The following is a 14,942-nucleotide window of genomic DNA, read 5'->3' on the forward strand; positions in this document are numbered from 1 at the left end:
CGGCGAGGCCGCGCAGCACAAGCGGGGCCTGCTCTCGCGCATCCGCCGACGCCTCGGGCTGGCCTGAGCAGGGCGCCGGCATGAGGGACTTCAAGCTCGTCTTCACGGGTCCGATGGGCGTGGGCAAGACCACGGCCATCGCGGCCATCAGCGAGACCGCGCCGATCGCCACCGAGGTCGCCAACGCCGACACCTCGGTCGCCAAGGCCACCACCACGGTGGGGCTCGACTTCGGCCAGGTGACGCTGGACAACGGCGACCGGCTGCGCCTGTACGGCACGCCGGGCCAGAGCCGCTTCGACTTCATGTGGAAGATCCTGGTGCGCGACGCGCTGGGCCTGGCGATCCTGCTGGACAACAGCCGCCCCGATCCGATGGCCGACCTGGCCCAGTACCTGGACGGCTTCGCCGGCGCGCTCGAGCGCATGCCCTGCGCCGTGGGCGTGAGCCGCCTGCCCTCGCATCCCGCACCCACGCTCGACGACTACGCGCAGGCGCTGGCGGCGCGCGGGCTGGTGCTGCCGCTGCTGGCGGTCGATCCGCGCCGCAAGGACGACGTGGTCGCGCTGATCGAGACGCTGCTGATGCAGATCGAAGTGCTCGACGAGGAGGCCGCGCCATGAAGATCCCCCACGCCCTGAAGCTGCGCGCCGCGGTCGAGGCCCGCCGCGTGCTCGACGAGGTCACGGGCATCGCTTCGGTGGTGGTCGCCACGCCCGACGGCTTCGAGATCGCCAGCGTCGCCCGGCGCGACATCGAGCCCGCGCGCATCGCCGCCATGGCCAGCTCGATCGCCGCCATCGGCGCCGTGGTGTCGCAGGAGGCGCGCCTGGGCCGCTGCACCTGCATCACGGTCGCGACCGACAACGGCTTTGCGCTCGTCAGCCCGGTGCACAGCGGCGAGACCTCGCTGGTGGTGAACGTCATCGCCGACGCCGACGCGGTGCTCGCGCAGGCGATGTACCGCACGGCGGCCTGCGTGCGGGCGCTCGAGGCGCCGCAGCCCTAGGCCTCACCCACGAATTCACGGGCGGGGACGGATTGGCATGCGACGTCTCCACCCTCTTTTTTCATTCGCATGAATTTCACTCACAGGACTTACTGACATGGCCTCGATCCAGACCAGCCTCGACACCCTCCTGACCGCCGACGGCGCCCTGTGCGCTGCCGTGGTCGACTCCGCCAGCGGCATGATGCTGGGCGCCGCCGGCTCCGGCGTGGACCTTGAAGTGGCCGCCGCCGGCAACACCGAAGTGATGCGTGCCAAGCTCAAGACGATGCGCGCGCTGGGCCTGAGCGACACCATCGAAGACATCCTGATCACGCTGGGCAAGCAGTACCACCTGCTGCGCCCGATGGCGCAGAAGGAAGGCGTGTTCATCTACTTCGTGCTCGACAAGGCGAAGTCGAACCTGGCGCTGGCGCGCCGCAAGCTGCAGGACGTCGAGAAGGACATCACCTTCTAATCAGTCCGCCAAGGCGCATCGCCGTCGGGCCGGCTCCTTCGCGGGAGGCGGCCCTTTTCTTTTTTTTAAAAGGCGGCTACTTCGCCAGGTGCCCCAGCGGCAGCGCGCTGTTGGCCTTCACCTCGCCCAGCGAGAAGCTGGTGTGCAGGTCCTTCACGTTCGGCAGGTTCATGAGGTTCTGCCGCGCGAAGGCCGAGAAACCGTTCAGGTCCTGCGCCACCACCTGCAGCTCGAAGGTGCCGGTGCCGCTGATGTAGTGGCAGGCCACCACCTCGGGCATCTTGCGGATCGCGTCCTCGAGCTTGCGCGTGGCCTCGTGGGTGACGCGCTCGGTGTCCACGCGCACGAAGGCCAGCACGCCCAGCCCGATCTTGTGGCGGTCGATCTCGGCGCGGTAGCCCTTGATGAAGCCGGCGTCTTCCAGCGCCCGCACGCGGCGCCAGCAGGGCGCCGCCGACAGGCCCACGCGCTGCGCCAATTCGGCGTTCGTGAGGCGGCCATCGGTCTGCAGTTCTTGCAGGATAGCGAGGTCGAACTTGTCAATGCTTTCCATAGGGGTGGATGTTAAGCAAGATTCTTTCTGAAAGTCGTTTTTCCGAGGCAAAAAACGCAAACACCTGTCGCAGACCCCGGCATACACTTTGCGTCACCATGGGCTTGCGCCCTACCGGGCACAGACCCACACCCCTCAGCCAGGCCCACAAAGCCCTGCCAATACGGAGACAGAGAACATGAACGCCCCGCTGCCCGAGCACATTCGCCGCGCGCTAGAAACCGTCACGCTCGACGACAAATACAGCCTCGACTACGGGCGCGCCTTCATGAGCGGGGTCCAGGCCCTGGTCAAGCTGCCGATGCTGCAGCGCCTGCGCGACAAGCAGGTCGGCAAGAACACCGCCGGCTTCATCAGCGGCTACCGCGGCTCCCCGCTCGGCGGCTACGACCAGGCGCTGTGGAAGGCCAGCAAGTTCCTCAAGGAACAGAACATCGTCTTCCAGCCCGGCGTGAACGAAGAGCTCGCGGCCACGGCGCTGTGGGGCACGCAGCAGCTGGGCTTCTCGCCGCAGGGCACCAACAAGTTCGACGGCGTCTTCGGCATCTGGTACGGCAAGGGCCCGGGCGTGGACCGCTGCTCCGACGTCTTCAAGCACGCCAACATGGCCGGCACCACCGCCTGGGGCGGCGTGATCGCGGTGGCCGGCGACGACCACATCTCCAAGAGCAGCACGGCCGCGCACCAGAGCGACCACATCTTCAAGGCCTGCGGCACGCCGGTGTTCTTCCCGGCCAACGTGCAGGAAATCCTGGACCTGGGCATCCACGCCTTCGCACTGAGCCGCTTCTCGGGCGTGTGGTCGGGCATGAAGACGATCCAGGAGATCGTCGAGTCCAGCGCCACGGCCATGATCGACCCCGAGCGCGTCGACATCGTCATTCCCACCGACTTCGAGATGCCGCCCGGCGGCCTGCACATCCGCTGGCCCGACCATGCGCTGGAGCAGGAAGCCCGGCTCATGCACTACAAGTGGTACGCCGCGCTGGCCTACATCCGCGCCAACCGCCTGAACCACAACGTGATCGAAGGCCCGAACGACCGCTTCGGCATCATGGCCAGCGGCAAGGCCTACAACGACACGCGCCAGGCGCTCATCGACCTGGGCCTGGACGACGCGGCCTGCCGCCAGCTGGGCATTCGCCTGCACAAGGTGGGCGTGGTGTGGCCGCTGGAGGCGCAGCTCACGCGCGAATTCGCCACCGGCCTGCAGGAAATCCTGGTGGTCGAGGAAAAGCGCCAGGTCATCGAATACCAGCTCAAGGAAGAGCTCTACAACTGGCGCTCCGACGTGCGCCCCAACGTGGTCGGCAAGTTCGACGAAGGCGCCAGCTCCACGGACGACGGCTACTCGGGCGGCGAATGGTCGATGCCCAATCCGACCTCGCACACGCTGCTGCGTGCCAACGCCGACCTGAACCCGGCCCTCATCGCCAAGGCCATCGCCGGGCGCCTGAAGAAGACGGGCCTGCTGGCCGCTGCCGGCGCCGACATGGCCGCGCGCATCGACGCGCAGCTGGCCATCCTGGAGGCCAAGGAACGCGCGATGGTGGTGCAGCAGGCGTCCACCAGCGTGGCCGACGCCACGCGCCAGCCCTGGTTCTGCTCGGGCTGCCCGCACAACACCAGCACCGTCGTGCCCGAAGGCTCGCGCGCGATGGGCGGCATCGGCTGCCACTTCATGGCGACCTGGATGGACCGCTCCACCATCGGCTTCACGCAGATGGGCGGCGAGGGCGTGCCATGGGTCGGCCAGCAGCCCTTCACGACCGATCAGCACATCTTCGCCAACCTGGGCGACGGCACGTACTTCCACAGCGGCCTGCTCGCCATTCGCCAGAGCATCGCGGCGGGCGTGAACATCACCTACAAGATCCTCTACAACGACGCGGTCGCCATGACCGGCGGCCAGACCGTGGGCGAGCGCCCCGAGGGCCACTCGGTGCTGCAGATTGCCGAGAGCCTGCACGCCGAAGGTGCCAAGAAGGTCGTCATCGTCACCGACGAGCCCGAGAAGTACGAGGGCGTGAGCATTCCGGGCGACCACGTGCAGGTGAAGCACCGCGACCTGCTGGACGACATCCAGCGCGAGTTCCGCGCCATGGCCGGCACCACGGCCATCATCTACGACCAGACCTGCGCCACCGAGAAGCGCCGCCGCCGCAAGCGCGGCACGGCCGTCGATCCGGCCAAGCGCGTGGTCATCAACGAGCTGGTCTGCGAAGGCTGCGGCGACTGCAGCGTGCAGAGCAATTGCCTCTCGGTGGAGCCGCTGGAAACCGAATTCGGCCGCAAGCGCACCATCAACCAGAGCAGCTGCAACAAGGACATGAGCTGCCTGAAGGGCTTCTGCCCGAGCTTCGTCACCGTCGAAGGCGGCCAGCTCAAGAAGAAGGGCAAGAACAAGGCGGCCACGCCGGCCGAGTTCGGCCTGCTGGCCGAGCCCGCCATTCCGTCGCTCGCGGGCGGCAAGGTCTGGGGCGTGGTGGTGGCCGGCGTCGGCGGCACCGGCGTGATCACCATCGGCCAGCTGCTGGGCATGGCCGCGCACATCGAGGCCAAGGGCATCGTCACGCAGGACGCGGCGGGCCTGGCGCAAAAGGGCGGTGCCACCTGGAGCCACGTGCTCATCGGCGACACGCAGGACGACATCCGCACCACCCGCGTGGGCACCGCGGCGGCCGACCTGATCCTGGCCTGCGACCCGCTGGTGACGATCAACGCCGAGACCATGGCGCGCATGCGCGAAGGGCGCACGCACGTGGCGCTCAACAGCCACAGCGCGCCCACGGCCGCCTTCGTGCGCAACGCCAACTGGCAGAACCCCGAAGACGCCTGCGCCGCTGAAATTGCGCGCGCCGTGGGCATCGACGGCCTGGGCGCCTTCGACGCCGATGCCGCCGCCACCGCGCTGATGGGCGACACCATCTACGTCAACCCGATGATCCTGGGCTACGCCTGGCAAAAGGGCTGGGTGCCGCTGGCGCACGAGTCGCTGATGCGCGCCATCGAGCTGAACGCCGTGGCCATCGAGAACAACAAGACCGCCTTCGAGTGGGGCCGCCAGGCCGCCGTGCGTCCGGACGAGCTGCAAAAGCGCGTGCGCCCGGGCCAGATCATCGAGTTCAAGAAGCGCGAGACGGTCGAGGCCCTGGTGGCGCGCCGCGCCGAGTTCCTGACCGGCTACCAGAACGCCGCCTACGCCGAGGAATACAAGGCCTTCGTCGGCCGCGTGCAGCAGGTCGAGTCGGCCGTCGGCAAGAGCACGGGACTGGCCGAAACGGTGGCGCGCTACCTGTTCAAGCTCATGGCCTACAAGGACGAGTACGAAGTCGCCCGCCTGCACACCGACCGCACGTTCCTGGACCGCGTCGAGGGCATGTTCGAGGGCGACTACAAGCTCAACTACCACCTGGCGCCGCCGCTGCTTGCAAAGAAGAACACCAAGGGCCAGCTGCAGAAGCAGAAGTTCGGCCCCTGGATGCTCACGGGCTTCCGCTTCCTGGCGAAGCTCAAGGGCCTGCGCGGCACGGCGCTCGATGTCTTCGGCCGCACCGAGGAACGCAAGACCGAGCGCGCCCTCATCGGCGAGTACCGCGCCAGCATCGAGGAAGTGCTCAAGGGCCTGCGCGCCGACAACCACGCGCTGGCGCTGGAGATCGCGAGCCTGCCCGAGCAGATCCGCGGCTACGGCCACGTCAAGGAGCGCAACCTGGCGGCGGCCCGCACCCGCTGGACCGAGCTGATGGGCAAGTGGCGCAACCCCCAGGCGCAGCGCGCGGCAGCCTGATCCGCCAGGCCCGTTTCCCCTGACAAAGAGCGCCCCTGCGGCGCTCTTTGCTATTTAAACGATAGCTGAAAGCCCTCGGGGGTGCGCCGGATAAGGGCGCGAAACGGCCATCCGCGCCGAATACAATGCCCGACTGCGCGCGGCCTCCCCCGCCGAGCCTTTGACTTGCGGCCCGCATCCCTCGTGGGCGCGGAACCGCGGGCCCGGCCCGCGCATCTGAAGTCTTTTTCTTCTCTCTTCCCTCTGCTGGAGACTCTCTTGTTCATTTCCTCTGCTTTCGCTCAAACCGCGCCCGCAGCCGCCGGTGGTGGCGACATGTTGTCTTCGCTGGGCAGCATGCTGCCGCTGGTGCTGATGTTCGTGGTGCTGTATTTCGTCATGATCCGCCCGCAAATGAAGCGCCAGAAAGAGGCCCGCGCCATGATCGAAGCCCTGGCCAAGGGTGACGAAGTCGCCACGGCAGGCGGCGTGCTCGGCAAGATCACCTCGCTGAACGACCAGTACCTCGGCCTGGAAATCGCCAACGGCGTCGAGATCAAGATCCAGCGCAGCGCGGTGGTCCAGGTGCTGCCCAAGGGCGCCGTCAAGCAATAAAAGCGTGAGCTGAACCTTGCGCTTCAGGGCGCAGGGCCCCAAGTCACGCCGTGTTCCATTTCTGAAACGCTTGTGAAAAGCGCCTTCTCATGAACCGTTACCCGGTCTGGAAGTACACGATCATCGTGATCGTGCTGCTCGTGGGGCTCATCTACGCCCTGCCCAATTTCTTCGGCGAGGCACCCGCGGTGCAGGTGTCCGCGGCCAAGACGACCGTCAAGGTCGATGCCGCCACCCAGACCCGGGTCGAGGAGGCGCTGAAGGCGGCCGGCCTGACGCCCGACCTGGTGACGCTGGACGCCGGCTCGCTGCGCGCCCGCTTCACCACCACCGACGACCAGCTCAAGGCGCGCGACGTCGTGCAGCGCGCCCTGGTGCCCGACGCCAGCGATCCGCCCTACACGGTGGCGCTGAACCTGCTGTCGCGTTCGCCCAAGTGGCTCACGTCGCTGCATGCGTTCCCGATGTACCTGGGCCTGGACCTGCGCGGCGGCGTCGACTTCCTGCTGCAGGTCGACATGAAGGGCGCCATCGACAAGAAGGCCGAATCGTTCGCGAGCGACCTGCGCACCACCTTCCGCGACAAGAGCATCCGCGGCACCCAGGTCAGCCGCAACGGCCAGACCGTCGAGGTGACCTTCCGCGACGCGGCCTCGCTGGAGACCGCCAAGCGCCTGATCGTGGACCAGTTCCCCGACCTCAGCACCACCGACACGCAAGACGGCACCAACTGGCGCCTGACCGCCACCATCAAGCCCGAGGCGGCCCGCCGCCTGCAGGACGCCGCGCTCAAGCAGAACATCACGACCCTGCACAACCGGATCAACGAACTCGGCGTGGCCGAGCCGGTGATCCAGCAGCAGGGCCTGGACCGCATCGTCGTGCAGCTGCCCGGCGTGCAGGACACGGCCAAGGCCAAGGAAATCCTGGGCCGCACCGCCACGCTCGAAATGCGCATGGTCGACGAAAGCGCCGAAGGCCGCGCGGCCGAGCTGAGCGGCGCGCCCGTGCCCTTCGGCTCCGAGAAATTCCTCGACCGCGGTGGCCGCCCGGTGATCGTGAAGAAGCAGGTGCTCGTCACCGGCGAGAACCTCACTGACGCCCAGCCCGGCTTCGACCAGCAGAGCAACCAGCCCAAGGTCGACCTGACCATGGACGCCAAGGGCGGTCGCATCATGCGCGACGTCAGCCGCGAGAACTACAAGAAGCGCATGGCCATGCTGATCTTCGAGAAGGGCAAGGGCGAAGTGCTCACGGCCCCGTCGATCAACGGCGAACTGGGCAACCGCTTCCAGGTCTCGGGTTCGATGACGGTGGCCGAAGCCAGCGACCTGGCCCTGCTGCTGCGCGCCGGCTCGCTGGCCGCGCCCATGGAGATCATCCAGGAGCGCACGATCGGCCCGACGCTCGGCGCCGACAACATCGAAAAAGGCTTCAAGAGCGTGATGTACGGCTTCCTGGCCATCATGGTCTTCATGTGTGCCTACTACGCGCTGTTCGGCCTGTTCTCGTCGATCGCGCTGGCCGTGAACCTGATGCTGCTGGTCGCCATTCTCTCGATGCTGCAGGCCACGCTCACGCTGCCCGGCATCGCGGCCATGGCGCTGGCCATCGGCGTGGCCATCGACTCCAACGTGCTGATCAACGAGCGCGTGCGCGAAGAGCTGCGCAACGGCGCCTCGCCGCAGGCCGCCATCCACGCGGGCTACGACCGCGCCTGGGGCACGATTCTCGATTCGAACGTGACCACGCTGATTGCCGGTATTGCGTTGCTGGCCTTCGGTTCGGGTCCGGTGCGCGGCTTCGCGGTGGTGCACTGCATCGGCATCGTCACCTCGATGTTCTCCGCCGTGTTCTTCTCGCGTGGCCTCGTGAACTTCTGGTACGGCCAGAAGAAGAAGCTCAAGTCTGTGTCGATCGGCACCGTCTGGCGGCCCAAGACCGACGGCACGGCCGTGGTCGACACCAAGTAACGGCCGAGGACCATCGCCATGGAATTCTTCCGCATCCACAAGACCATCCCGTTCATGCGCCATGCCCTGGTGCTGAACATCATTTCCTTCGCAACCTTTGCGCTGGCGCTGTTCTTCCTGTTCCACCGCGGACTGCACCTGTCGGTGGAGTTCACCGGCGGCACGGTGATGGAAGTGGCCTACGAGCAATCGGCCGACATCGGCAAGGTGCGCGAGGCCGTCACCAAGCTCGGCTATCCCGAAGTGCAGGTGCAGAACTACGGCACCTCGCGTGACGTGCAGATCCGCCTGCCCACCCAGAAGGGCATGAGCTCCGACCAGCAGAGCGCGCAGGTCATGCAGGCGCTGAAGTCGGTCGACCCGTCGGCCACGCAGCGCGGCATCGAGGTCGTCGGGCCGCAGGTCGGCGACGAGCTGACCTCCAACGGCATCAAGGCGCTGGCCATGGTGGTGATCGGCATCATGATCTACCTGGCGTTCCGCTTCGAGTGGAAGTTCGCGCTGTCCACCGTGCTGGCCAACCTGCACGACGTGGTGATCATCCTGGGCTTCTTCGCCTTCTTCCAGTGGGAGTTCTCGCTGGCGGTGCTGGCGGCGGTGCTGGCGGTGCTGGGCTACTCGGTGAACGAGTCGGTCGTGATCTTCGACCGCGTGCGCGAGAACTTCCGTCGTTACCGCAAGATGACGACCACCGAAGTCATCGACAACGCGATCACCTCGACCATCAGCCGCACGATCATCACCCACGGCTCCACGCAGCTCGTGGTGCTGTCGATGTTCTTCTTCGGCGGCCCCACGCTGCATTACTTTGCGCTGGCGCTGACCATCGGCATCTGCTTCGGCATCTACTCGTCGTGCTTCGTGGCCGCCGCGATCGCGATGTGGCTGGGCGTGAAGCGCGAGGACCTGATCAAGGGTCCGCCGGTCAAGCGCGACGGCGACTCCGGCGGCGACGACCCGAACGCCGGCGCCGTCGTCTGAGGGATACTTCGGCGCCAGCTTCGCGTCACCCGCACTTGTGCGGTGGCGCATCCCGATGCAAGCTCGGGGCTGTCGCCGATGAACCGTTCTCTCCGGCCTTTCCGATCCATCAATGAGCACTGCGCGGTCCGCTTCTTCCCTGCAGCTCGCACGCGAGGCGCGTGAGCGTTTCGTGGCGGCCACGGAAGGCGCGATCGCTCCGCTGGCCCAGGCCATCCGCGACCGGCTGACCGCGGTGGCCTCCGATGTCGGCAGCGCGCGCACCATGCAGGAAAGCCGCGACGACCTCGTGGCGTTCCAGGGGCATGCCTCGCAGTGGGTGTCGCTGGCGCAGACCGGCTGGCGCAAGGCGTTGGGCACGGGCCCGGCGGGCGGCACTTCGTCGGCCCCCGCGGCGCTGCGGCTGGAGCTCATCGGCGACGAGGTGGTCGAGAGCAACATCCTCGCCTCGCGCCTCGCACAGACCATCCACGACAAGGCCAGCTTCGAACTCAGCGACCTGCGCCTGCGCATCCAGCACCTCGAAGGCACGAACGAGCTCGACGCCCGGGACGTGCTGAAACCCGAGACCCTGGCCAAGCTGCTGGTGGAACAGTGGCTGGCCGCCGGCCTGAGCCGCGAGGCCTGGGGCCGCGTGCAGGGCACGGCGCAGCAGGCCCTGGCGGATGTGGTCGTGAAGGCCTACGAAAGCGCCAACGCCTTCCTGATCGCGCAGGGCGTGATGCCCGAAATCGACCTCAAGAGCTTCGTGCGCCGCACGGGCGATTCGGGCGGCGGCCCGTCGTCCATGGGCATGCCGGTGTCGTCGAGCATGCCGATGGGGCAGGGCTCGCCGGCAGGTGCGGCCGTGCCGCACGGCCAGCAGCCATCGCAGCCGCAGCGTCCGGGCTTCGCTTTCCAGGCCTCGCATGCGGCGTCCGTGCCGTCGTCGGGGCCGGCCTCCAGCTCGATGATGGGCAGCTCGCCGCTCGCCTTCGCGCGGCAGCGCGCGCAGACCGCGCTGCTGAGCCTCAAGCGCTTTGTCGCCGCGCGCATCGGCGGCGAGGCCGGCGCCTCGCAACCGGGCGGTGGCACGACCGGCACCGGTGGCGGCGTGGCCGCGCCCCGCGTGTTTTCACGCACCTTCGCCGGCGCCATCGCCGATGCCGAGGTCGCCTACCGCATGGCGGCCACGCAGTACATCGACGGCGGCGGCGAGCAGGCCACGCTGATCCAGCAGACCGCCGTCGACCTGCGCCGGCGCACCGCCGAGCTCAAGAAGCGCGCGCCCACCACGGCCGACAAGGCCACGGTCGAGATCGTGGCGCTGATGTTCCAGGCCATCCTCGCGGAAGAGCGCATTCCGTTCTCCGCGCGCGTCTGGTTCGCGCGGTTGCAGATGCCCGTGCTGCGCGTGGCCATCGCCGAGCCCGAATTCTTCGGCACCCTGCAGCACCCCGCGCGCATGCTGATCGACCGCATGGGCTCCTGCGTGATGGGCTTCGACGCCGCGGCCATCACCGGCAGCGCGCTCGAGAACGAGATCAAGCGCGTGGTGCAGGTGATCGAGCAGTACCCCGAGACCGGCCAGCGCGTGTTCAAGCTGGTGTTCGACGAGTTCGTCGCCTTCCTCAGCCGCTACCTCACGCAGAGCGACGCCACGCAGCGCGTCATGAGCGTGGCGCAGCAGGTCGAGCAGAAGGAGACGATGGCGATCCAGTACACCATCGAGTTGCGCAAGATGCTCAACGACATGCCGGTGCGCGACGAGATCCGCGAGTTCCTGTTCAAGGTCTGGGCCGAGGTGCTGGCCATCGCCGCGCTGCGCTACGGCGCACAGGGCGAGCACACCGTGATGCTCAAGCGCGTGGCCTCCGAGCTGGTCTGGGCCGCGAGCGCCAAGCCCAACCGCGCCGACCGCGCCCGCGTGATCCAAGACCTGCCGCAGCTGCTGCAGCGCCTGCGTCAGGGCATGGACCTGCTGGGCATCGTCGGCGAGCCGCAGGAAGGCCACATCAAGACCATCGGCGCCACGCTCACCGACGCCTTCATGTCGAAGACCGAGGCCATTCCCCAGGCCAAGATCGAGGCCATGGCCGAGCGGCTGGCCCACCTGGAAGACTTCGTGACCGACGACGGCAGCGCCTCCAGCCTGCCGCTGGACGCCCAGAGCATCGAGCTGCTGCTCGGCGTGGACGCGACCGCGATCGAGGTCATTTCCGACACCGCCGGCGTCAAGGTGGCCGAAGACATGCTCGCGTGGACCCACGAGCTGCAGGTCGGCAACTGGTTCATGCTGGACCACAACGACCGCGTGACCCAGGTCCAGTTCGTCTGGCGCAGCGACCGCAAGCAGCTGCACCTGTTCGCCTCGGCCGACGGCCGCAGCTTCCTCATCCAGGCCGGACGGCTGGCGATGTACCTGCAGGCCGGCTTGCTGGTGCCGGCCGAGGAAGAAACGCTCACGGCACGTGCGACGCGCGAAGCGCTGGCGAAGCTCGATGCGAATCCCGAGCGGCTGCTGAACTAGTCAGCCGCGCGGCTGCTCTCGTCTGTGGGGAAGTGCGCGCAGCTCGGAGGCGAGCTCAGTGTGCCGTACGGCCTTCGCGGCTCTCGCAGAGTTCGTCGAGCACGAGGGCATCGGGCTCGATGCCGGTGCTCCAGTGCACCATCAGCACGATGATCTTGAGTTCGTCCAGCGCCACCGGGTCGCCCGGGGCGGCCATCGCGCGCTCGACGACGATCTCGCGCAGGCCGCAGGGCAGCACGTTCGAAAGTTCGAGAAAACGGATGAAGCCGAGGCACTCGGCGCCGAGGTGTTCCTGCTCCGACGGCGAGTACACGCGCATCGACTGGCTCGACTGGGGCAGCGCCGCATCGGGCGCGCCGCCCAGCGTGACGCGGGCAGTGGTGATGGCGTTGTCGTCATCGCCTTCACTGGCCTGGTGTTCAAACTGCAGGCCTTGCGTGGCAAGGCTCAGGCCGTCGAGCCACTGCAGGGCGTCGCGAATTTCTTCCGCCTCGAAGCCGTGCGCACTGAGCTTGCGGCCCAGCTGTTCGGGTTCGGGGCAGGCATCGCCGCGCCAGTAGTTTTCATACACAAACACGAGCACTTCGAACATGGGCCCAATATAGCCGAGGAATCTGTCGTGTGTCCCCAGGCTTTCGTGCACTTCGTGCGTCAGCCGACGGCTGCTCTTTGAAACAGGCCGCCGGGCAACCGCGAGACATGCCCGTCGAGTTCAAGCTCGAGCATCTTCGCCTGCAGCTGGGCCGCGCTCCAGCCGGTGCGCGCGCTCAATGCGTCGAGGCTCACCGGGTCGTAGCCGAGGGCATCGAGCAGCGGATGCTCCGGGGCCGACGACGGTGTGTCGCTGGCGACCGTGCGAGCGGCCGGCGCGAGCGGCGGCAGCTCTTCGAGGATGTCGTTCACCGACTCGACCAGCTTCGCACCCTGCCGGATCAGCGCATGGCAGCCACGCGATTGCGGCGAGTGGATCGAGCCCGGGATCGCGAACACTTCCTTGCCCTGCTCCGACGTGAGCCGCGCGGTGATGAGCGAGCCCGACGCCAGCGCCGCCTCGACCACCAGCGTGCCGCGCGCCAGGCCCGCGATGAGGCGGTTGCGCTTGGGAAAGTTCTGCGTGAGCGGCGGCGTGCCCAGCGGCAGCTCGCTCACGATCAGCCCCTGCAGCGTGATGCGGTGCGCCAGGTCGCGGTGCCGTGCGGGGTACACGCGGTCCAGGCCGGTGCCGACCACGGCCACCGTGGCGAGCACCGGGGCGTCGCCGGCCGCGTCGAGCGCGCCCAGATGCGCCGCGCCGTCGATGCCGAGTGCCAGGCCCGAGACCACGGGCAAGCCCGCTTCGCCCAGCGCCCGTGCGAAGGCGCGCGCATGGCTGGCGCCCTGCGGCGTCGGGTTGCGGCTGCCGACCACGGCAAGGCTGCGGCCGAGTTGCGTGAGGTCGAAGGCGGCGGCGCCGAGCACGTAGAGCATCAGCGGCGGGTCGACCATCTCGAGCAGCGAACCCGGGTAGCCGGCGTCGCCGAGCGTCACGACGCGGCGCGTGATGGCGCCGCCGGTGGGGTCGTCCGCGGGGTGCAGCCATTGCCAGGTCTGGTCGACCTGCGCTTGCAGGCCGGAGGGCGGCTGCTTGAGCGCGGCGGCCTGGGCGGTGCTGACGACTTCGCACAGCGTTGCCTCGGGCTGCGCGAAGATCGCGTCAGGCAGCCCGAAGGCCGCCAGCAGGCGGCGTGCGGCGCCGTCGCCGACGCCTGGGGTCAGTGAAAGTCGCAGCCAGCCTGCGAGTTCTGCGCGTTCCAAACGAGTGTGCGAGAAAGAAGCCTCAGGCGCGTGTCAGGGATTGACGAGGAAGTCGCCGGCGCGGGGAGTGTCGTTGATTTCGAGCACGAGTGCGTACGAGACCTTCTCGAAGGTGCGGAACACCATCAGCAGTCCGATGCGTTCGTTCGGCAGCTTGATGGTTTCCTTGCGTGCGCCGGTGCGGTCGAGGATGGTCTCGCCGTTCTTCAAGATGGCCAGCACGTGGCCGTTGTCGACGCCGTCGCGCGTGCCCTTGTTGATGGCCACGACCTGGTTCTGCGCGGCGTACTGCACCGCGTTGCCGTAGACCGACACGATGCGGCCGTCCACCTGGGTGGAGGGCGCGCGCGGTGCGTAGCTCAGCAGCTGGCGCGGGGGCTCGGGCAGCAGGCGGTCGCCGGCGCGCATTTCCTCGCGCGACGCAATGATGTCGATGCTGGCCGGCACGACGGTGATGACGTCCTTGTCGCCGGTCGTCTCGATGGTGGTCGATTCGCCGCGCTGCAGCTGGGCCTTGCCCAGGTACTGCGCCTCGTAACCGAGGATTTCGCCGGTGCCAGGGTCTTTCAGCGGCGTGGCGTTGCGGAAGATGCGGTAGTGCTGCACCGGGCCCGGCTTCTCGACCAGCGGCGACTCGGCGTTGCCGCGCGCATAGGCGCGGTCGCCGCGCGACAGCAGCACGCGGCTGTCGTTGCCGGCCACGATGCGCGGTGCGGCGTCGAGCGTGTTGGCATCGACCACGATGGGTTCGCTGAGGAAGGGCTCGATCAGGCTCGGGTTGAGCGTGGGCAGGGCCATGCCGGCGAGCGAGTCGAAGCGCGTGCGCGGCGACAGCTTGATGGTGCCGCCATCGCCGCCAGAGACGCCGCGGCGCGTGGTCAGGCGGGCGCGGCCGCCGCTCTTGTCCAGGTACAGCACCTGGCCCGGGTAGATGCGGTGCGGGTCCTGGATCTCGTTGATGTTCATGCCCCATAGCTCCGGCCAGCGCCAGGGGCGCAGCAGGTACAGGCGCGAGATGGCCCAGAGCGTGTCGCCGGGCTTGACGGTGTACTCGTCGGGCGCCTTCGGCGACAGCTCGCTCAGCGGCACGCCGGCCTGGGCGGTCTGCTGGGCGGTGGCGCGCTGCTGGGGCGTGACGGGGTAGGTTGTCTGCGCCCAGGCCGCCGTGGCGCCGCAACTGCCGGCCACCGCCAGGGCGGCCGTCCAGAAGGCAAAGAAGGTCGGGCGCTGGTGTTCGGTGGAGCTGGGCTGTGTCATGTCTGGATGGGTGAGCGCACGAAGT

At 68.0% G+C, this 14,942-nt stretch carries 12 protein-coding genes; 8 read left to right on the forward strand and 4 right to left on the reverse strand.

Features of this window, described 5'->3' with window-relative positions; all coding sequences use genetic code 11:
- The first annotated feature begins 80 nt into the window (after positions 1-80).
- The 3 genes from VBO01S_RS19735 (at position 81) to VBO01S_RS19745 (ending at position 1,466) form a co-directional block, all read left to right on the forward strand.
- Positions 81-623, forward strand: coding sequence for a GTP-binding protein (locus VBO01S_RS19735; protein ID WP_062478219.1), 543 nt, complete (start codon positions 81-83; stop codon positions 621-623).
- Entirely contained in the window at positions 620-1,009 is a 390-nt protein-coding gene (locus tag VBO01S_RS19740) for a roadblock/LC7 domain-containing protein (RefSeq protein WP_062478222.1), read from the forward strand. The genes VBO01S_RS19735 and VBO01S_RS19740 overlap by 4 nt, the downstream gene beginning before the upstream one ends.
- 97 nt (positions 1,010-1,106) lie before the next feature.
- Complete coding sequence (locus VBO01S_RS19745) at positions 1,107-1,466, forward strand: hypothetical protein (RefSeq protein WP_062478225.1); 360 nt, start codon at positions 1,107-1,109, stop codon at positions 1,464-1,466.
- A gap of 76 nt (positions 1,467-1,542) precedes the next feature.
- On the opposite strand, the gene VBO01S_RS19750 is transcribed toward VBO01S_RS19745, so the two are convergent.
- A complete protein-coding gene (locus VBO01S_RS19750) occupies positions 1,543-2,019 on the reverse strand; it encodes an Lrp/AsnC family transcriptional regulator (protein WP_062478228.1) in 477 nt (158 codons plus the stop codon).
- 178 nt (positions 2,020-2,197) lie between these two features.
- Between VBO01S_RS19750 and VBO01S_RS19755 the strand changes: the two genes are divergently transcribed.
- From VBO01S_RS19755 to VBO01S_RS19775, 5 genes are all read left to right on the forward strand, one after another.
- Entirely contained in the window at positions 2,198-5,809 is a 3,612-nt protein-coding gene (locus VBO01S_RS19755) for an indolepyruvate ferredoxin oxidoreductase family protein (RefSeq protein ID WP_062478231.1), read from the forward strand.
- Positions 5,810-6,067: 258 nt separating this feature from the next.
- Positions 6,068-6,403 carry a preprotein translocase subunit YajC gene (gene yajC / locus VBO01S_RS19760; RefSeq protein ID WP_062478234.1) on the forward strand — a complete coding sequence of 112 codons (336 nt, stop codon included), beginning with the start codon at positions 6,068-6,070 and terminating at the stop codon, positions 6,401-6,403.
- A gap of 89 nt (positions 6,404-6,492) precedes the next feature.
- On the forward strand, positions 6,493-8,376 hold the full coding sequence (gene secD, locus VBO01S_RS19765; protein ID WP_062478237.1) for a protein translocase subunit SecD: 1,884 nt from the start codon (positions 6,493-6,495) through the stop codon (positions 8,374-8,376).
- An 18-nt stretch (positions 8,377-8,394) separates the two neighbouring features.
- Positions 8,395-9,357, forward strand: coding sequence for a protein translocase subunit SecF (gene secF, locus VBO01S_RS19770; protein WP_062478240.1), 963 nt, complete (start codon positions 8,395-8,397; stop codon positions 9,355-9,357).
- A 112-nt stretch (positions 9,358-9,469) separates the two neighbouring features.
- A complete protein-coding gene (locus VBO01S_RS19775; protein WP_062478243.1) occupies positions 9,470-11,866 on the forward strand; it encodes a DUF1631 family protein in 2,397 nt (798 codons plus the stop codon).
- A 55-nt stretch (positions 11,867-11,921) separates the two neighbouring features.
- Here VBO01S_RS19775 and VBO01S_RS19780 read toward each other — a convergent pair whose 3' ends face one another.
- From VBO01S_RS19780 to VBO01S_RS19790, 3 genes are read right to left on the reverse strand one after another with little or no spacing between them, the layout of a single operon-like run.
- Positions 11,922-12,458 carry a Smg family protein gene (locus tag VBO01S_RS19780; protein ID WP_062478246.1) on the reverse strand — a complete coding sequence of 179 codons (537 nt, stop codon included), beginning with the start codon at positions 12,456-12,458 and terminating at the stop codon, positions 11,922-11,924.
- A 59-nt stretch (positions 12,459-12,517) separates the two neighbouring features.
- Positions 12,518-13,660, reverse strand: coding sequence for a DNA-processing protein DprA (dprA, locus tag VBO01S_RS19785; protein WP_062478249.1), 1,143 nt, complete (start codon positions 13,658-13,660; stop codon positions 12,518-12,520).
- Positions 13,661-13,693: 33 nt separating this feature from the next.
- Complete coding sequence (locus tag VBO01S_RS19790) at positions 13,694-14,917, reverse strand: LysM peptidoglycan-binding domain-containing protein (RefSeq protein WP_062478252.1); 1,224 nt, start codon at positions 14,915-14,917, stop codon at positions 13,694-13,696.
- Positions 14,918-14,942 lie beyond the last annotated feature (25 nt).

Origin of the sequence: Variovorax boronicumulans NBRC 103145, assembly GCF_001591345.1 — a bacterium.
Classification (GTDB): domain Bacteria; phylum Pseudomonadota; class Gammaproteobacteria; order Burkholderiales; family Burkholderiaceae_C; genus Variovorax; species Variovorax boronicumulans.